Origin of the sequence: Paracoccus sp. (in: a-proteobacteria) (assembly GCF_039808215.1) — a bacterium.
In the GTDB taxonomy this organism is placed as follows: domain Bacteria; phylum Pseudomonadota; class Alphaproteobacteria; order Rhodobacterales; family Rhodobacteraceae; genus Paracoccus.
Map to the genome: position 1 here is coordinate 1 of NZ_JBDHSP010000069.1, position 15,079 is coordinate 15,079.

A 15,079-nucleotide genomic window follows, 5' to 3' on the forward strand; every position below is an offset into this window, starting at 1 on the left:
CCTCGCTCGCAGCATCATGCCGCCATTGCGCGGAAAATCCACTTATCCCGGCTGTTCAGATTTTCGCAGCCACCTCTCAGCATCAACTTGTGGGTAACTGCAAGGCCGGTCAAACCTTTACGAATTCGGCCACGCCCTGCCGATTCGCATCGCGAGTCTCAGGCGCATAGAGGCGATCATCGAGGATGCGGCCTCCGATCTTCCAGAGATGGTCCGCGATATCTGCCGCGACCTGCGCCAACAGATTGCCGAGAAGGCGGTGCGGATCGATGCCCTGATGAAACAGATCAGGTCCACGTCAGAAAACACCGAAACGGCACGTCGGCTTCAGACCATGCCGGGCGTCGGCCCGGTCACAAGCCTGGCCATCGAAGCCTTCGCGCCACCTCTGGAAACCTTCCGGCGTGGGCGCGACTTTGCCGTCTGGCTCGGGCTCGTGCCCCGACAGAACTCGACCGGAGGCAAGCAGCGCCTCGGCCGGGTCAGCAAGGCCGGGCAGGCTGATATCCGGCGCCTGCTGATTGTCGGCGCGATGTCGCGTCTGACATGGCTGGGCCGCAAGTCGATCCGGGAGGGAACCTGGTTGGCCCACATGCTGGACCGCAAGCCGAAGATGTTGGTGGCCATCGCACTCGCCAACAAGATGGCCAGAACGATCTGGGCCATGCTGACGCGCAGTGAGAATTACAGGGATCCGATGCCGATCGCAGCCGCCTAGAACCTGTCAGGCAAGCGGCGAAACGGCATCGGTGCAACGGAGGTGCGAGAAGGCGACAACCAGAATGGGCAAAACGATCGATGAGATCAGGGTGGGAAAAACCAGTGACCCACTGTGGGCAATCAAGTCCTGAGGCCAGATTTGAACCCCATCCGCTGATCACCATACCGGCCTGCGGCAGAATGTATGGCCGCACAATGAGGCCTGAAGAAGACCGAGCTCGATCACCTGTCCAGCTGCTCAAATTCCTCCTTGCATCTCGGGCGGCAACCACGGAAGAGGGGCAGCCTGGCTCAGCCGGCGGTCCAGATCGCCGATGCGCCGCGTCAGCAGCGCGAACAGCCCCTCGCGGTCCAGGTCGCGGATGAAGGTCGCGTTCGGCGCCCTGCCGCTGACCCGCCACCAGTCCGCCACGGTCATGCCCAGGGTGAATTCGCCGCGGGTCTCGATCTCGACATTGATCAGCCGACCCGAGAACAGCTCCGGCTGCAGCAGCCAGGCGATGGTGCAGGGATCGTGCAGCGGCGCGCCCTCCGAGCCGTATTTCTCGCGGTCGTGGCGCTCGAAGAAATCGGTCCAGCCGGCGACCGCCTGGCCGACGCGGCCCATGGCGCGCAGGCTCTCGACCCAGGCGCGGCTGGTCAGCGCCTTGTGGGTCACGTCAAGCGGCATCACCGTCAGCGGTGCGCCGGCAGCAAAGACCAGCTGCGCCGCCTCGGGGTCGACGAAGATGTTGAACTCGGCGGCGGGGGTGATGTTGCCGACCTCGAAATAGGCGCCGCCCATCAGCACGATCTCCTGCACGCGCGCAATGATGTCGGGGGCGCGCTGGAAGGCAGTGGCGATATTGGTCAGCGGCCCGATCGGCACCAGCGTCACCGAGCCGGGGCTTTCGCGGCGCAGGGTCTCGATCAGGAAATCGACGGCATGGCCGGGGGCAAGCGGCAGGACCGGCTCGGGCAGCGTCACCCCGTCCAGCCCGGTCTTGCCATGCACATGCTCGGCGGTGACCAGCTTGCGGTGCATGGGCGCGTCGCAGCCGGCATGCACGGCCAGGTCCGGGCGCCCCGCCAGTTCGCACAGCGCCCGGGCATTGCGTTCGGTATGGTGCAGCGGCACATTGCCGGCGACGACGCTGAGGCCCAGCACCTCAAGCTCGGGGCTGGCCAGCGCCAGCAGGATGGCCACGGCATCGTCCTGGCCGGGGTCGGTATCAATGATGATCTTGCGCGCCATGCTGCCCTCCGCCGGCTGTGGCGACAGGGAAGCGCGAGGCCGCCGGCGATGCAAGCCCCAAGACCCGGCATCTCGCCCCGGGGGCCTTGCCGGTGCCGTCACGCTGCGGCGATGATCGCCCGTGCGGCAGCATGGCCCGAGGCCCAGGCCCATTGGAAATTGTAGCCGCCCAGCCAGCCGGTCACGTCCACGACCTCGCCGATGAAATACAGCCCCGGCCGCGACCTGGCCTGCATGCTGCGCGAATCAAGCGCCCGCGTGTCCACGCCGCCCAGCGTCACCTCGGCGGTGCGCCAGCCTTCCGAGCCGACCGGGCGCAGCGTCCAGTTGCCGATCCGCTCGGCCAGGCGGGCGATCCCGGCCCTGGACAGTTCCGCCAGGCGCGTCGTGCCGCGACCGTCTTCCTCGGCGATGGCGCTGGCCAGCCGGGCGGGCAGCCAGCGCGCCAGGGCCGCGGCCAGGCTGACCCGCCCCCCTTGCCCGCGCGCCTCATGCAAGGCCGCGGCGATGTCGATGTCTGGTGCCAGATTGACCGAGATCTCATCCCCGGGTTGCCAGAAATTCGAGATCTGCAGGATCGCCGGTCCGGAGAGGCCGCGGTGGGTGAACAGCAGCCCGTCGCGGAACATGGCCCGGCGGCGGCCGCTGCCGTGCCGGACCTCGGCCATGAGCGAGATCCCCGCCAGCGGTCGGCACAGGTCCAGATCCTGCTGGGCAAAGGTCAGCGGCACCAGCCCGGCCCGGGGCTCGACCAGGCCAAGACCGAACTGGCGTGCGAGGTCATGGCCGAAGCCGGTGGCGCCCATGCGCGGGATCGACTTGCCGCCCGTGGCCACCACCACCGCGCGCGCCCGGATCGCGCCGCCCGGAACCTGGATGAGATAGCCGGTGGCGTCGGCCTCGACCCGCCCGATGGTGGTGGCAAGGCGCAGCTGCGCGCCGCGCATCCGGTGCAGCAGCAGATCGACGATCTGCCGCGCGCTCTGGTCGCAAAACAGCTGTCCCAAGGATTTTTCATGCCAGCCGATCCCGGCAAGGTCCACCAGTGCCACGAAATCCCGCGGCGCATATCCCGCCAGCGCCGAGGCGGCGAATCTGGGATTTGACGACAGGAAACGATCCGTAGAGGCGAATAGATTGGTAAAATTGCACCGTCCGCCGCCAGAAATGCGAATTTTTTCACCAGGAGCCTGCGCATGGTCAAGCACAATGACTCGCGGCGCGGTACCATCGCAAAGCTGCATGATCGAGCCGGCGCAGAACAGCCCTGCGGCGCCGGCGCCCAGTATGGCAATATCGAAATGTTCCATGCCGGGGCGGATAGGACGCTTCGCGCCGGTCGACAAGTTTTTTCGGTTTTACCCTTGCAACCCCGGACGGCCTTAAGTAGACACCGCTCCACAGTTGGGGCGTGGCCAAGTGGTAAGGCATCGGTTTTTGGTACCGTGTACCGTAGGTTCGAATCCTACCGCCCCAGCCATCTGATCCAGAGATGTTTATATCACAGGCACTTAGAGCCGTCGCTGTGGAACTAGTGACATCACGTCAGCGTGATGACGCGTTCGCGGCGCGCCTTCCCTGCTGCTGCCCCCCTTCGAGGGCCGGCCATGGGCATTGCCAACTACGTCATTCGTCGCGGCTACCACTACGTTTGGCGCCGCCTATATCGCGGCAAGCCGATCCAAGCGCCGCTTGGGACCGTTGATCCCTTTCAGGCCCGCCGTCTGGCTGGCGTTGCCACTGCGGCATCTCTCGCCGGCTGGAATCTCCTTGACCACGGGCAGGCCACGTTACAGACCGTCGCAAAAGGCATCCGTGCCGCGATTCAGCGCGAACGGGCAGCCATAGAAATGGAAGCCGCCGGGATGGACCCGGCCCCTGACGGAGCGCGCGCCTTCTTCTTTTTCTTCTTGCACGACGCCCCAGACGATGAGCCGCCGAAAAAGCCGGCAGGCAAGACCAACGGCATCGTCCGGCACAATCATCAGGCCCCGGCCCAAGCGGTGGCGGCATTGCCCACACCCTCGCCAACGCCGGCCAAAGTCACGCCTGTGGCCCCGGCGGTTGCGGCCATCGCACCGAAACCGCGCAACGCCCCGACAGCGGCAGCCACGGCCGTCCCTACCCAAGCGCCAGCCGAGCCAGAGCCGGCCCCCGAGCGGCCTCGGCTCAAGCTCAAGCGCGGGTATGAGAAGAAGCCAAGGACGAAACGCGAGCCGGTGACGACCACACGGCCTGCCGGCGATGGCTTCTCGGCCAACATTCTAGACGTGACGGAGCGCATGAGCCGCACTCACGCCCGCACCAACCGGGCCAATGAGAAGACATTGACTCAGACGAAGGCGGTGGCAGCACTATTCTGCGAAGTGACCGGCGTGACGGACGTGCGCAAAGTCAAACAACGGCATCTGGCGATATTCGTTGACGCAATGGACCGCCTGCCGCCAACATATCGCCGGAGTGAGGCAGAGCGGAAAAAGACCATCCATCAGATCATGGCGGAAGCGGAAAAGGCTGGCGTTGCGGTCGGCATGTCCGTCGCCACGATCAACCGCAACCTGTCCCATCTCTCCAAGATTTTCAAAGCCGCCAGAGGCGAGGGATTGAAAGTCGATGCGAGCATCGACCCGTCTTTGCTGCGCCGCATCGAGAAAACGGCAGCAAAAGACCAGCGCGACGCATTCACATTCAAGGACGTGCAGAAGCTGTTCGCCGCGCCCGTCTGGACAGGCTCCAAGTCAAAGCGCCGCCGGCGCGAACCGGGGTCGGTCGTCATCCGCGATTGGCTATATTGGGTGCCGCTGATCGCCGCATACAGCGGCGCACGGAGAGAAGAAATCTGCGGATTGGAAACCGCCGACATCAGCGAAGAAGACGGCACCCCTATCATGCTGATCCGTCCAAACGGGCGGCGCGGGCTGAAAAATCCGCAAAGCAAAAGGCGCATCCCGATTCATTCGCATCTGATCGAACTGGGATTTCTCGACTATGCGCAGAGCCAGCGCGACGCGGGCAGACCGGAACTTTTCTACGACCTGCAAAGAAAAAGTGCCGGGTCGCAGATTGGAGATGCCATCGACTACATGTGGCGCAATATCCAAGCCGATCAACTTGGGCCGCAGCCGAAGAAGTCCTTTCACTCGTTCCGCCATTACGCCGTTCAGGGCTTGAGGGCGGAGTCTGACGTGGAAAAGCATATCCGGGCCGAGCTTTTCGGCCATCTAGTCGGAGATATCGAGGACGACCGCTACGGCAGCCAGTCGCCAATCGAGCAGCTTTGCGTTGCCGTCGAAGCTCTACCCCGAATTTTCTAATTAGGACCGATAAAGGAGAGAGCGCTTCCGCCCCCCCCCCGGCGGGGGCTGGCCTCCGATACTTGACGTCTCCGGCCCGCCCCCGCCTCATCTCTGATCTACAGACTATCTCCTGTGAGGAATGGCCCGATCCCGGGCGCAGACGGTGCTGCAACGACCAAAGCGCGTTCGGGGCGGTCGCTGGAACTCCCCACCCCGGAAGTCCTGATCGAGGAACAATTTCGTGAAGGAACGGATTTCCAGCATAGGTCACAATCGGGGTCACGGTCGCCCACCATTTCCCGTGACAATCACTTTGAAATCAATGGGAATTTTCAGAAAGATGAAATTCGCCCCATCGTCATACGCAGCATCGCAATAGTCATTGGTGGCGACAGATGCTTACGAGTGGTGACGCCGTTTCTGCCTTGATGCGCCACGCGCCGAGAGTGTCCCATCAGGTAGGGCTGTCAGCTTTGCACTTGCCGAGACCTGCCGGGAAGTGGTGTAAAGCGGAAAACTGCAAGCGGGGACAGGCGCATGACGGAACTGGTGTTCAAGGGCAAGGAATTCGTCTGGAACCATCACCTTGCCGTGCCCGCCCGGCCCCTGATCCCGCAGCCCGAGAAGGGAATCGGCGAGGTCCGGCTTGACGGCAACCTGATCGTTCAGGGCGACAACCTGCATGCGCTGAAAGCCCTGTTGCCGATGTATGCGGGCAAGGTGGACTGCATCTTCATCGACCCGCCTTACAACACCGGGAACGAAGGTTGGGCCTACAACGACAACGTGAACGCCCCAATGATCAAGGAATGGCTGGAAGCGAACCCTATCGGGATCGAAGACGGCCTGCGCCATGACAAATGGTGCGCGATGATGTGGCCGCGCCTGCGGTTACTGCATGAGTTACTCTCAGACAGCGGAAGCATTTGGGTCACGTTGGACGACAACGAGATTCATCGCTTCAAGCAAATGCTCGATGAGCTATTCGGGGAAGACGGGTTTATCGCGCAGATTGTTATCCAATCAAACAAGCGCGGACAAACATATAAGGATATTGCTAAGACGCACGAGTATCTTCTCGTCTATGGAAAGAGTGAATCCGTTTCAGTTAATGAAATTGAAACGGAGGGCGCAAATCTACCATCAGTGGATTCTTTTGGAAATTACTCGGCGCGAGAGCTAAGGAATCGGAATCCAAAGTTCGGCAGACATAACAGGCCAAATCTGTTCTATCCCTTTTACGTATCCGAAGAGTTAAAAGACGATGATGGAAATCATCGCCTTTCAGTGGAGGAGTATCCAGGGGCTACGGCAGTGTATCCCAAAAACAGCGAAGGGATTGATAGCTGCTGGAGGTGGGGAGTCGAGCGAGCGAAAAAATTCACGACCGACGGAACAACTGAGTTCATATATGGCGCGAAAACCAGAGGCGGCGAATGGCGTATTTTTGAGAAATATCGCAAGGAATCAATAAAGGCTAAAACTATCTGGACCGACAGTAAATATATTTCCGAACAGGGCACGGTTGAACTGGGCGAGCTTGGGTTAGGGGATCTCTTCCAATTCCCTAAGCCTCTTGGAACGCTCGAAACAGTTATCGCCTTGGCCGCCAGCGAAGATTCTATCGTCCTCGACTCCTTCGCCGGTTCCGGAACAACCGCCCATGCCGTTCTGGAAGCCAATAAGCGCGATGGAGGTAATCGCCGCTTTATCCTTGTCGAAATGGAGGACTATGCCGACCGGTTGACCGCCGAACGGGTGCGGCGGGTGGTCAACGGCTATGACTTCAAGGGCACGCAAAAGGCCGAACTTCTGCGCGAAAAGCTGAACTGGCGGGCAATCGAGAAGGCCGACACACTGGTTCACAAGGTGCAGGGCATCGAAAACTTGCACGGGCATGAATTCGACCGGATCAAGAAAGAGGTGAAGGACGGCGAACTGATCGTCACAGGCGAAAAAGCCGTGGCCGAACGCGCCGAAGGGTTGGGCGGCAGCTTCACCTATTGCACCCTTGGGGAACCCGTCGAACTTGACCGCATCCTGACCGGCGACGACCTGCCCGGCTTTGACGCCTTGGGCGGCATCCTGTTCCACATGGCAACGTCGCAGCCGGTGCCGCCCGGCCAGATGGATGCCGACAGTTTCCACGTCGGCATGGTCAACGGCACCCGCGTCTGGCTGATCTATCGCCCCGATCTGGACTGGCTGAAATCGCCCGATGCCGCATTGACCCTGACCTTTGCCCGGCAGGTGGCCGCAGCATATCCGGACGACCGCCACCTTGTCCTTGCCCCCGCCCGCTATGTCAGCCAGCGTCTTCTGGATGCCGAAGGGCTGACGGTGGAGTTCGTGCCTTTGCCTTTCGCGCTGTATCGCGTCGAACGGGTGTAAGCCATGCGGACGCTCGATTATCAGCAACGGGTTCTGGACACGCTGGACGTCTATCTTGATGAACTCAAGGCGCGGAAGGTGGAAGCCGACCAGATTGACGCCCTGCGTGTCCAGAACCCGAACCTGCCCATTGCCGCGCTGGACTTTACCGAAACCGCTTGGGCGAAGGTGAAGGAGGCAGGGCGCTTGCCCGCGTCCCGTGCGGGGGTGCCCTTCTCGCCTCGCAAGGACGGCATCGGGCGTGCCGTGCCGAACGTGACGCTCAAGGTGCCCACAGGCGGCGGCAAGACGTGGCTGGCCGTGAATACGGTCAGCCGGATCATGGGGCGCTATCTGGCGAAGAACACCGGGTTCGTGCTTTGGGTCGTGCCGAACGAAGCAATCTATTCGCAGACGCTCAAGCATCTGAAGGACCGTCAGCATCCTTACCGGCAGGCGTTGGACCGCGCGGCGGCAGGCCGAGTAAGGATCATGGAAAAGGGTGACCGTCTGGACGCCCGCGACGTGGACGCGAACCTCTGCGTCATGGTGCTGATGTTGCAGGCCGGGAACCGCCAGAACAAGGACACGCTGCGCATGTTCCGAGACCGGGGCGATGTGCATGGCTTTTTCCCGCCCGAGGGCGATCAGGCGGCACATGCCCGTGAACTGGCGGCGACCCCGAATTTCGACGGCTATCAGGGTCTGTTCCCGATGGTGAAGGACAGCCTTGGCAATGCCTTGCGGAAAATCCGCCCTGTCGTGGTGATGGATGAAGGGCAGAAGGCCACGTCCGATCTAGCGCATGACACGCTGTTCGGCTTCAACCCGATCTTCGTTCTGGAACTGACGGCCACGCCCAAGGACGTTGCAGAAGGTCGCCCGCCGAACCCGCGCCCGGCCCGCTATGCGAACCTTCTGGTTGAGGTGACGGGCCGAGAACTGCACGCGGAAGACATGATCAAGATGCCGCTGAACCTTGATCCTCGGCAGGGGGCGGACTGGCGCGGCACGCTGACGGCGGCGCTTGGGCGGCTGAATGAATTGCAAGCCGAGGCAACCGCCTACGGGGCCGACAAGGGCACGTTGGGTTATATTCGCCCCATCATGCTTGTGCAGGTGGAACGCACCGGCAAGGAGCAGCGCGACGGCCAGCATATCCACGCGGACGATGTAAAGGAATGGCTGCTGCAATCGGGACTGGACGACGCGGAAGTTGCGATCAAGACCGCCGAACAGAACGACCTGAACCAGCCCGAGAACCAAGACTTGCTTTCACCGACGAACCGCGTCCGGGTGATCGTAACAAAGGCCGCGCTGCAAGAGGGCTGGGATTGCCCCTTTGCCTATGTCCTGTGTTCGCTTGCGGCGGCATCTAATCTGTCGGCCATGACGCAGCTTGTGGGCCGCATCCTGCGCCAGCCCTATGCGCTGAAAACCGGCGTTCCGGCGCTGGATGAATGCTATGTGGTCACGCATCACGCGGCCACGAATACGGTGGTTGAAGCGATCAAGACCGGGCTGGAAAAGGACGGGCTGGCCGATCTTGTGCTTGAGGTTCCGCAGGGCGGTGCCGCGCAGAACCCAGGCACATCCCGCCGGATCGAACGGCGACCGGGTTTCAAGACCATGCAAATCTATCTGCCCAAGGTGCTGCGGCAGGATGGCGCGGCCTTGCGCGAACTTGACTACGAAACCGACATTCTGGCGGCAATCGACTGGCGCGACTTCTCGACCGCCGCCGTTGCCGCCGCAATACCGGAGAACCCCCGGCAGGCGGCGGCGCAGTTGCAGCGCATCGCCCTGACCGATGCCGGGGAAGACGCCTATTTCAAGGGAGAGGTCGTTGCCGCAGCGGCAGAGGCCCTGCGCTTCGAGGCGTCCTATGCGGTGCGGGTGATTTCCGATCTGGTGCCGAACCCATTCGTTGCCCGTGGTCTTGTCGGCCAGTTGCTGACGGCCTTGAAGGTGCGCGGCTTCGATCAGGTGAAGCTGGGCAGCGCGTCCGGCGTCATCATCGACACATTGCGGCTTGCGCTTCTCAAGGAACGGGATGCCCGTGCGGAAGCCTTGTTCCGCGAAGACGTGAAGGCCGGGCGCATCCAGTTCCGCCTTCGGCTGGACGGCAACAACTGGCAGATGCCCGATCACATCGCCACGACCGAAGCCGCGAACTCGCCGCACCTGACGGGGGCGCAGGGCGGCCCACTGGAACGCAGCCTGTTCGCGCCGGTCTTGCGAAACGAGTTGAACGGCGAGGAACAGAACGTTGCTGTTCACCTTGACGGCGAAGCGGCGGTCAAATGGTGGCACCGCAACGTTGCGAAAACCAATTACGGGCTGCAAGGCTGGAAGCGCGGGCGCATCTATCCTGACTTCATCTTCGCGACGGGCAGCAATGCCGGTGCCGGGCGCATCGTCGTCATGGAGACGAAGGGCGACCACCTGCAAAACCCGGATACTGACTACAAGCGCGGCGTGCTGAACTTCCTGACCGAAAGCTTCACATGGGATCAGGCCGTTCCCGCCGGGCAATTGCAGATTGCCATGACCGGCGAAACTGTCGAATGCGCGCTTGTGCTGATGCAGGATATACCCACAATCCTACCCGGACTGATCGCGAAGTAGAGCAGCCACGGAATAATTGACCCTCGCCGGGATGTCCACGCTAGGTAGACGCACCTACAAACTTCGTTGTCTCCGTCCTTGCCCTGCTGCATCCGTGATCGACACTCTATCTCCTGCGGCCTTTGGCCGAATTGCCGGGCTTATCGCCCGTGCCCCCCCCTCTCCGCCGTCCTGACGGCGGTTCCGTTACCCCCCCCAAAGGGGTAACGGCCAACATGCTGCTGGACCGCTGAAATTGTGACGCCCATGGGCGCGGGGAGACCCCACCCCCCCTATGATTAGAGAGGGAAAAGGCCGCAGGGGCAGTAAGAAAAGGAAAGGACGGTGAGAAAAGGAGAGGTTGCAAATTCTGGGTCTGGCTCACGCAAGCGCCCCGGAAACCAAAAAAACCAATGAGGCAGGGCGAGTTATCCAAATAGAAACCACAGCATCATTGTAAATACCAAGGCCACGCAGCCCGCCAAGTTAGCCAAGGCTATATTCCCGCGCGGCGCAGTTATATTTACAAGCACATCATTCAATTCTTTAGAGCATTGAACCTCATACCCGGCAGCATACGCATCGGCAACTCGAACAAAAGCCTCCTCATCCACTTCACTTTGATTAACGGCAACACTCCTGTATGCTTGAAGCATTTCCGGAGAGTGAATTTCATCAGTAATTGCTGTTGCCTCATCAATAATCGGTGACAGATTACGTTGCAAATCAATTTCACAAATTCGGAGATGATGAATTTCATGACGGATGGATTCTTGACGTTCGGCCCGGCAATCTGAACCTGAAAATTCTTCCCCCACATAAATTCTTGCGTGTGTGACCTCACCAGTATCGGCCCTGCATCGCTTGAGCATGGCAACAGCGTTGGGATAAGCAGACCGGGGCAGCTTGTAAATAATCCTGATCGGTGATCCGTATATTGCACAGACAAAAACCTGATCCCGTATCTTTTCCAGTATCCCCATGAGGCTTACAACTTTCCCGTGATTATTACGTATAAAGTATTGATTTATATGAAGAGAGTGTCTATCCTGTAAAGTAAGAAAGCAAGCAATGTTTTCACCGGGCATAACCCGCATGAAAACGTCGCCTGCGGCTCCAAAAGGGGGAAATGAACATGGATACGGAAAACACCCGCAAGCGTGAAATTCGCTTCGAACTCCGCCTGAATGACAGGGAGCGCGCAGCCATTCGACAGCAGGCCGAGCAACGCGGCCTTACCGAGTCAGCCTTTATCCGCATGTCCGCTTTGGGTCAGCCGCTACCGACGCGAAAAACCGAGATCGAGGTCGAGGCCGTCGCCGCGCTCAATCGGGTTGGGTCCAACCTGAACCAGATTACGAGGGTCGCCAATGAGTCAAAATCCCTGAATGCCGACAGCATTAAATCGCTTTCGTCGCTCTATAAGAGCATCAAAAGCATTTCCGCGCAGATCGAGAGAAAAATTCAATGAATAACGTTCGAGCCGTGCGGGCCGTGGTCGCAGTATCTGTTGCCATTTTGGTCGGAGCAACCAACCTCACTGTTTACGTCCTAACCGCTATTGGGGCGGCGGTCGGCCGGAAAGCGAAGCGTAAATGACTGCGTTCAATGTCCTCAAGAGCATCGCGGATAACCCAACGGAAATTTACATCCATGCCGATAAGCCGTTGAGGCGGTCAGTTGAGTTGTTTTTCAAAGACAGCGCCGCATTCACGAAATTCGGGCAGGTGCTGGCCCTCGTCTCGAACCGCGTAGACACCGACGCCGCCCTTGGCGCGGGTGCCCGCGACGACGACCTTTGCACTATCGAAGTGATCGATGGTGACACCATCACGCACATGCTGGCCCATCTCGCAGGACCGGAACGACCCTGTCTACGGGAGGTGATGGACCGTTTAGACGGTCCAGACGAGCCGGGACCATGGGACCCATCAATCTGATCAACGACCATAAGGAAGGATAAGCGATGACTACGGATGAACGGGCGAAACTACGGGCGAAACTGGCCGTGCTGCGCGGCATAAGCCTTGAAGAGCGGGTTGAAATGCTGGTGCAGCGCGCCGACCGGGATCTAGAGCTTTTGCAGGGCATGAGTGCGGAGGAACGGGGGCGATGCAGCGCGCCTACACCGATGCGGCGCGGGAAGGCTGATGATCGGTAAGACCACCAAAGGTCACGACTTCGCCGGGCTGGCGCGGTATCTGGCGCGCCCCAGACGACCCGGAATCCGGGTCACCTTCAAGAAAGGAAAGAACGTGAACACCAGACAGGACGACACGACCGACCCCGCCGCAATCGCATTCGAATGGTGTCGGGATTTCCGGGCGGCTGGCGAAATGGAAATGGGCCGGTTCTGGTCACGCGTTGCGCGCGAGATCGAAACCGGACGCGCTATCGACGCCCCCATGCTTGAAGAAGCGATCAGCGCGGCGGAAGAAAACCTGCGCTCAAGTCATCAGGGAATCAGGACGGAAGCGCGCATCCTTCTGGAAACGCTGCGGGGCATCCCCAAGAAGGAACAGAAATGATGCAACATATCATCCCAAACGGCCCGGCGGAGACCGACCGCATCGCAGGGGGCGATTGCACGGCGGCAAAACTTCAGTAAAGCCGGGGGCCGAGCATGATCGCGAAAATCCGGAAAGGCGCGGAGTTCGACCGGCTGGCGCGCTATCTCACAGCCGACGACCGAGGCGAGGTGCTAGACATGCGCAATCTCGCATCAGAGACGCCCGCAGATGCGGCGCAGGAAATGCAGGTGGCCGCATCCGTCAGCGTCAGGACGCGGCAGCCGGTCATGCATATCGTCGTGTCCTACGATCCGAGGGACGGCGACCCGAGCAACGAGGACATGCGGCAAGACGCCGCTGAGGTGCTGCGCGGCCTTGGCCTGTCTGAAAATCAGGCGATGGTGATCCGCCATCGCGACAAAGATCACGCTCACATGCATATCATGGCCAACCGCGTCGGCGCGGATGGGCGGGTGGTCAGCGACAGCAACAGCTATGCGAAGGCCGAAGCCGCGTTACGCCAGATCGAGGCCGAGCGCGGCCTAACCGCCGTGGCGGGCCGTCACGCCCCCGACATGGAGGGCCAGCGCATGACGGGTCCGCGCAGCAGCCACGACCCACGGCAGCACACAGCCCCGGAGAGCGTCCGCCAGACCCTGTTGACGGCCCGCAGCAAGCAGGCACTGGACAGCGGGCTGGCGCGGGATGGCTGGCGGATGGAGATCACCCAGAAGCCGGGCAAGAAACCGGGGGCCGTCCTGATCGGGCCGGAAGGGCAGAGAATCGGCGCGGGCAAGATCGACCGCAACGCGACACTGGCGAAGGTCAACGCCCGGATCAAAGACGGCGACAAGCCGACCGAGGCGGCGGACGCAAGGATCGGCGCAAGGATGACCGCGCCGCATGGTGCCGGGACAGGCATGATGAAACTGCCCGGTCGCAAAGCGGGCAAGCCCGCCAGTGTGAAGAAGGCAGGAACGGAAGGTCTTCGGCTTATCGGACAGATCGCCGCCAGCACCGCGAAGGGCGGGGTATTGCTGGGGGCCGCAGCCGCCGGGCGGCGACGCAAGCCGGGACAGCGCGGCATCGGGGGCTTGTCACTATGAGACTTTTCATGATCGCGCGCCTTCGCCCCATCCCCCTAGTCCGCGCAGTGCGAAAGCGACCAGCGCGCGAGGGCAAGGCGGAGACGTCAGGGAACGGGCTAATTGCGGCGTTCCACGCCGTATTTGGCAAGCCCGCCACGGCGAAGCGCAGGCCCCGTCCCGCAGCGGCTGCGATGACGCGCGGCACGGGGCGGCAACCGGAGGTGTTGCGGGCGGAATATCAACCATGGCGCACCCGCAGCAACAGAAGCTCAAGTCCCAAAAAGAACTTGATCCCCATCAACCGCCGCTCACGAGCGGTTAACACGGAGACTCATATGCAGATCGAACGCAACATGCCCAAACATGTCATTCCGCCCGCTGCCCGGCTGGACGAAACCCACGCCCGCCAGCAAGAACGCCGCCGCGCAATCGCCCCCCGCGACGCGAACAGCGCCGCAATCACGGCGCTTTCCGATGCACTTGCCGCACCCGAGAAGTTCGACAGCTTGGCCAAAGCCAAGGAGGAGCACAAGCGCGCGACTGTGGATGGCATCCTTGCGGCAATGCCCAAGCACTTCATTGAGATGGGCAAGCCCGACTTCCAGCCGCTCGACATTCTCGCGATGCAGCGCGCAATTGTCTGGATCATCCAGGCCGACGCCTACGGCCACGGCGCCACCGTCGACGAGCTTACCCCGATGATGACGCCCGCCACGTGGGCGGTTTTCTCCACAGCCGCACGCGAAATCGTGACGCGTCTGGCCGGGATCATCAGCGCCCCGGAACTGGACACCGCGCTTGTAAGCAAGACTGCTGCCGAAATGGCTGGCATCGAGGTCGAGTAAGAAGGGGGGGCGCAGGCTGACTGCGCCCCATGGACACACACCAATGTCACCCAGCCATGCGGGCGGCCAGCGTCGGCACGAATTGGTGCAAATGATCCTCCAGCGCAGCATCAAGCACGGCCTCACCGACAGACAAACCACCGGCCAGCCATGCCGGGCGAACGTCCATCGCGCCCCGCAAGTCAGCAACTTTCATGCCCTGCTGCACCAGAGCCTTAAAGAGACGGTCGCCGCGGCATTGCGCGGCCAAGTCCCACCTAGTCACAGCCGGACGGACAGCCCCAAACCGCCCCCCGGCCCGCGTCGTTGTGACGGCCTCATCACCGGCAGCCGCCGCCCGGACAGCAGCCAAGGCATCCTCGGCTTCGACCTGCGACGCCTCCAGCTCAACCCTGTTCACGGTGTTCTG

14 protein-coding genes and 1 tRNA gene are annotated in these 15,079 nt (G+C 61.5%); 10 read left to right on the forward strand and 5 right to left on the reverse strand.

Translation table 11 applies throughout. The features are described from left to right. The first annotated feature begins 97 nt into the window (after positions 1-97). Positions 98-718 carry an IS110 family transposase gene (locus WMK75_RS15695; RefSeq protein ID WP_347268565.1) on the forward strand — a complete coding sequence of 207 codons (621 nt, stop codon included), beginning with the start codon at positions 98-100 and terminating at the stop codon, positions 716-718. Positions 719-958: 240 nt separating this feature from the next. On the opposite strand, the gene WMK75_RS15700 is transcribed toward WMK75_RS15695, so the two are convergent. Both WMK75_RS15700 and WMK75_RS15705 read right to left on the reverse strand, forming a co-directional pair. After that, a complete protein-coding gene (locus tag WMK75_RS15700) occupies positions 959-1,954 on the reverse strand; it encodes a nucleoside hydrolase (RefSeq protein WP_347268552.1) in 996 nt (331 codons plus the stop codon). 98 nt (positions 1,955-2,052) lie between these two features. Further along, positions 2,053-3,264, reverse strand: coding sequence for an NAD(P)/FAD-dependent oxidoreductase (locus tag WMK75_RS15705; RefSeq protein ID WP_347268553.1), 1,212 nt, complete (start codon positions 3,262-3,264; stop codon positions 2,053-2,055). A gap of 95 nt (positions 3,265-3,359) precedes the next feature. Between WMK75_RS15705 and WMK75_RS15710 the strand changes: the two genes are divergently transcribed. The 4 genes from WMK75_RS15710 (at position 3,360) to WMK75_RS15725 (ending at position 10,248) form a co-directional block, all read left to right on the forward strand. Beyond that, positions 3,360-3,434: transfer RNA gene (locus WMK75_RS15710), tRNA-Gln, on the forward strand. Positions 3,435-3,561: 127 nt separating this feature from the next. Beyond that, positions 3,562-5,268, forward strand: a complete 1,707-nt coding sequence (locus tag WMK75_RS15715; protein ID WP_347268554.1) for a site-specific integrase — start codon at positions 3,562-3,564, stop codon at positions 5,266-5,268. Between the two features lie 519 nt (positions 5,269-5,787). After that, positions 5,788-7,641 (forward strand): site-specific DNA-methyltransferase, encoded by a 1,854-nt coding sequence (locus WMK75_RS15720; protein WP_347268555.1) that lies wholly within the window; start codon positions 5,788-5,790, stop codon positions 7,639-7,641. 3 nt (positions 7,642-7,644) lie between these two features. Then, entirely contained in the window at positions 7,645-10,248 is a 2,604-nt protein-coding gene (locus WMK75_RS15725; protein WP_347268556.1) for a DEAD/DEAH box helicase family protein, read from the forward strand. 407 nt (positions 10,249-10,655) lie between these two features. On the opposite strand, the gene WMK75_RS15730 is transcribed toward WMK75_RS15725, so the two are convergent. Further along, positions 10,656-11,324, reverse strand: coding sequence for a hypothetical protein (locus WMK75_RS15730; RefSeq protein ID WP_347268557.1), 669 nt, complete (start codon positions 11,322-11,324; stop codon positions 10,656-10,658). 38 nt (positions 11,325-11,362) lie between these two features. Between WMK75_RS15730 and mobC the strand changes: the two genes are divergently transcribed. Further along, positions 11,363-11,698, forward strand: a complete 336-nt coding sequence (gene mobC / locus WMK75_RS15735) for a plasmid mobilization relaxosome protein MobC (RefSeq protein WP_347268558.1) — start codon at positions 11,363-11,365, stop codon at positions 11,696-11,698. A gap of 205 nt (positions 11,699-11,903) precedes the next feature. On the opposite strand, the gene WMK75_RS15740 is transcribed toward mobC, so the two are convergent. Continuing rightward, complete coding sequence (locus WMK75_RS15740) at positions 11,904-12,077, reverse strand: hypothetical protein (RefSeq protein WP_347268559.1); 174 nt, start codon at positions 12,075-12,077, stop codon at positions 11,904-11,906. A 116-nt stretch (positions 12,078-12,193) separates the two neighbouring features. Between WMK75_RS15740 and WMK75_RS15745 the strand changes: the two genes are divergently transcribed. The 4 genes from WMK75_RS15745 to WMK75_RS15760 all read left to right on the forward strand — a co-directional run bounded on the left by WMK75_RS15745 (position 12,194) and on the right by WMK75_RS15760 (position 14,670). After that, positions 12,194-12,388: a hypothetical protein gene (locus WMK75_RS15745; RefSeq protein ID WP_347268560.1), complete on the forward strand. Its 195-nt coding sequence runs from the start codon at positions 12,194-12,196 to the stop codon at positions 12,386-12,388. Then, positions 12,378-12,755, forward strand: coding sequence for a hypothetical protein (locus tag WMK75_RS15750; RefSeq protein ID WP_347268561.1), 378 nt, complete (start codon positions 12,378-12,380; stop codon positions 12,753-12,755). Before WMK75_RS15745 ends, WMK75_RS15750 begins: the two co-directional genes overlap by 11 nt. 95 nt (positions 12,756-12,850) lie before the next feature. Continuing rightward, positions 12,851-13,843, forward strand: a complete 993-nt coding sequence (locus tag WMK75_RS15755; RefSeq protein ID WP_347268562.1) for a relaxase/mobilization nuclease domain-containing protein — start codon at positions 12,851-12,853, stop codon at positions 13,841-13,843. Between the two features lie 317 nt (positions 13,844-14,160). Then, entirely contained in the window at positions 14,161-14,670 is a 510-nt protein-coding gene (locus WMK75_RS15760; RefSeq protein WP_347268563.1) for a hypothetical protein, read from the forward strand. A 46-nt stretch (positions 14,671-14,716) separates the two neighbouring features. Here the strand turns inward: WMK75_RS15760 and WMK75_RS15765 are convergent. Continuing rightward, positions 14,717-15,079, reverse strand: a 363-nt coding sequence (locus WMK75_RS15765; RefSeq protein WP_347268564.1) for a hypothetical protein, incomplete at its 5' end; no start/stop codon positions are given.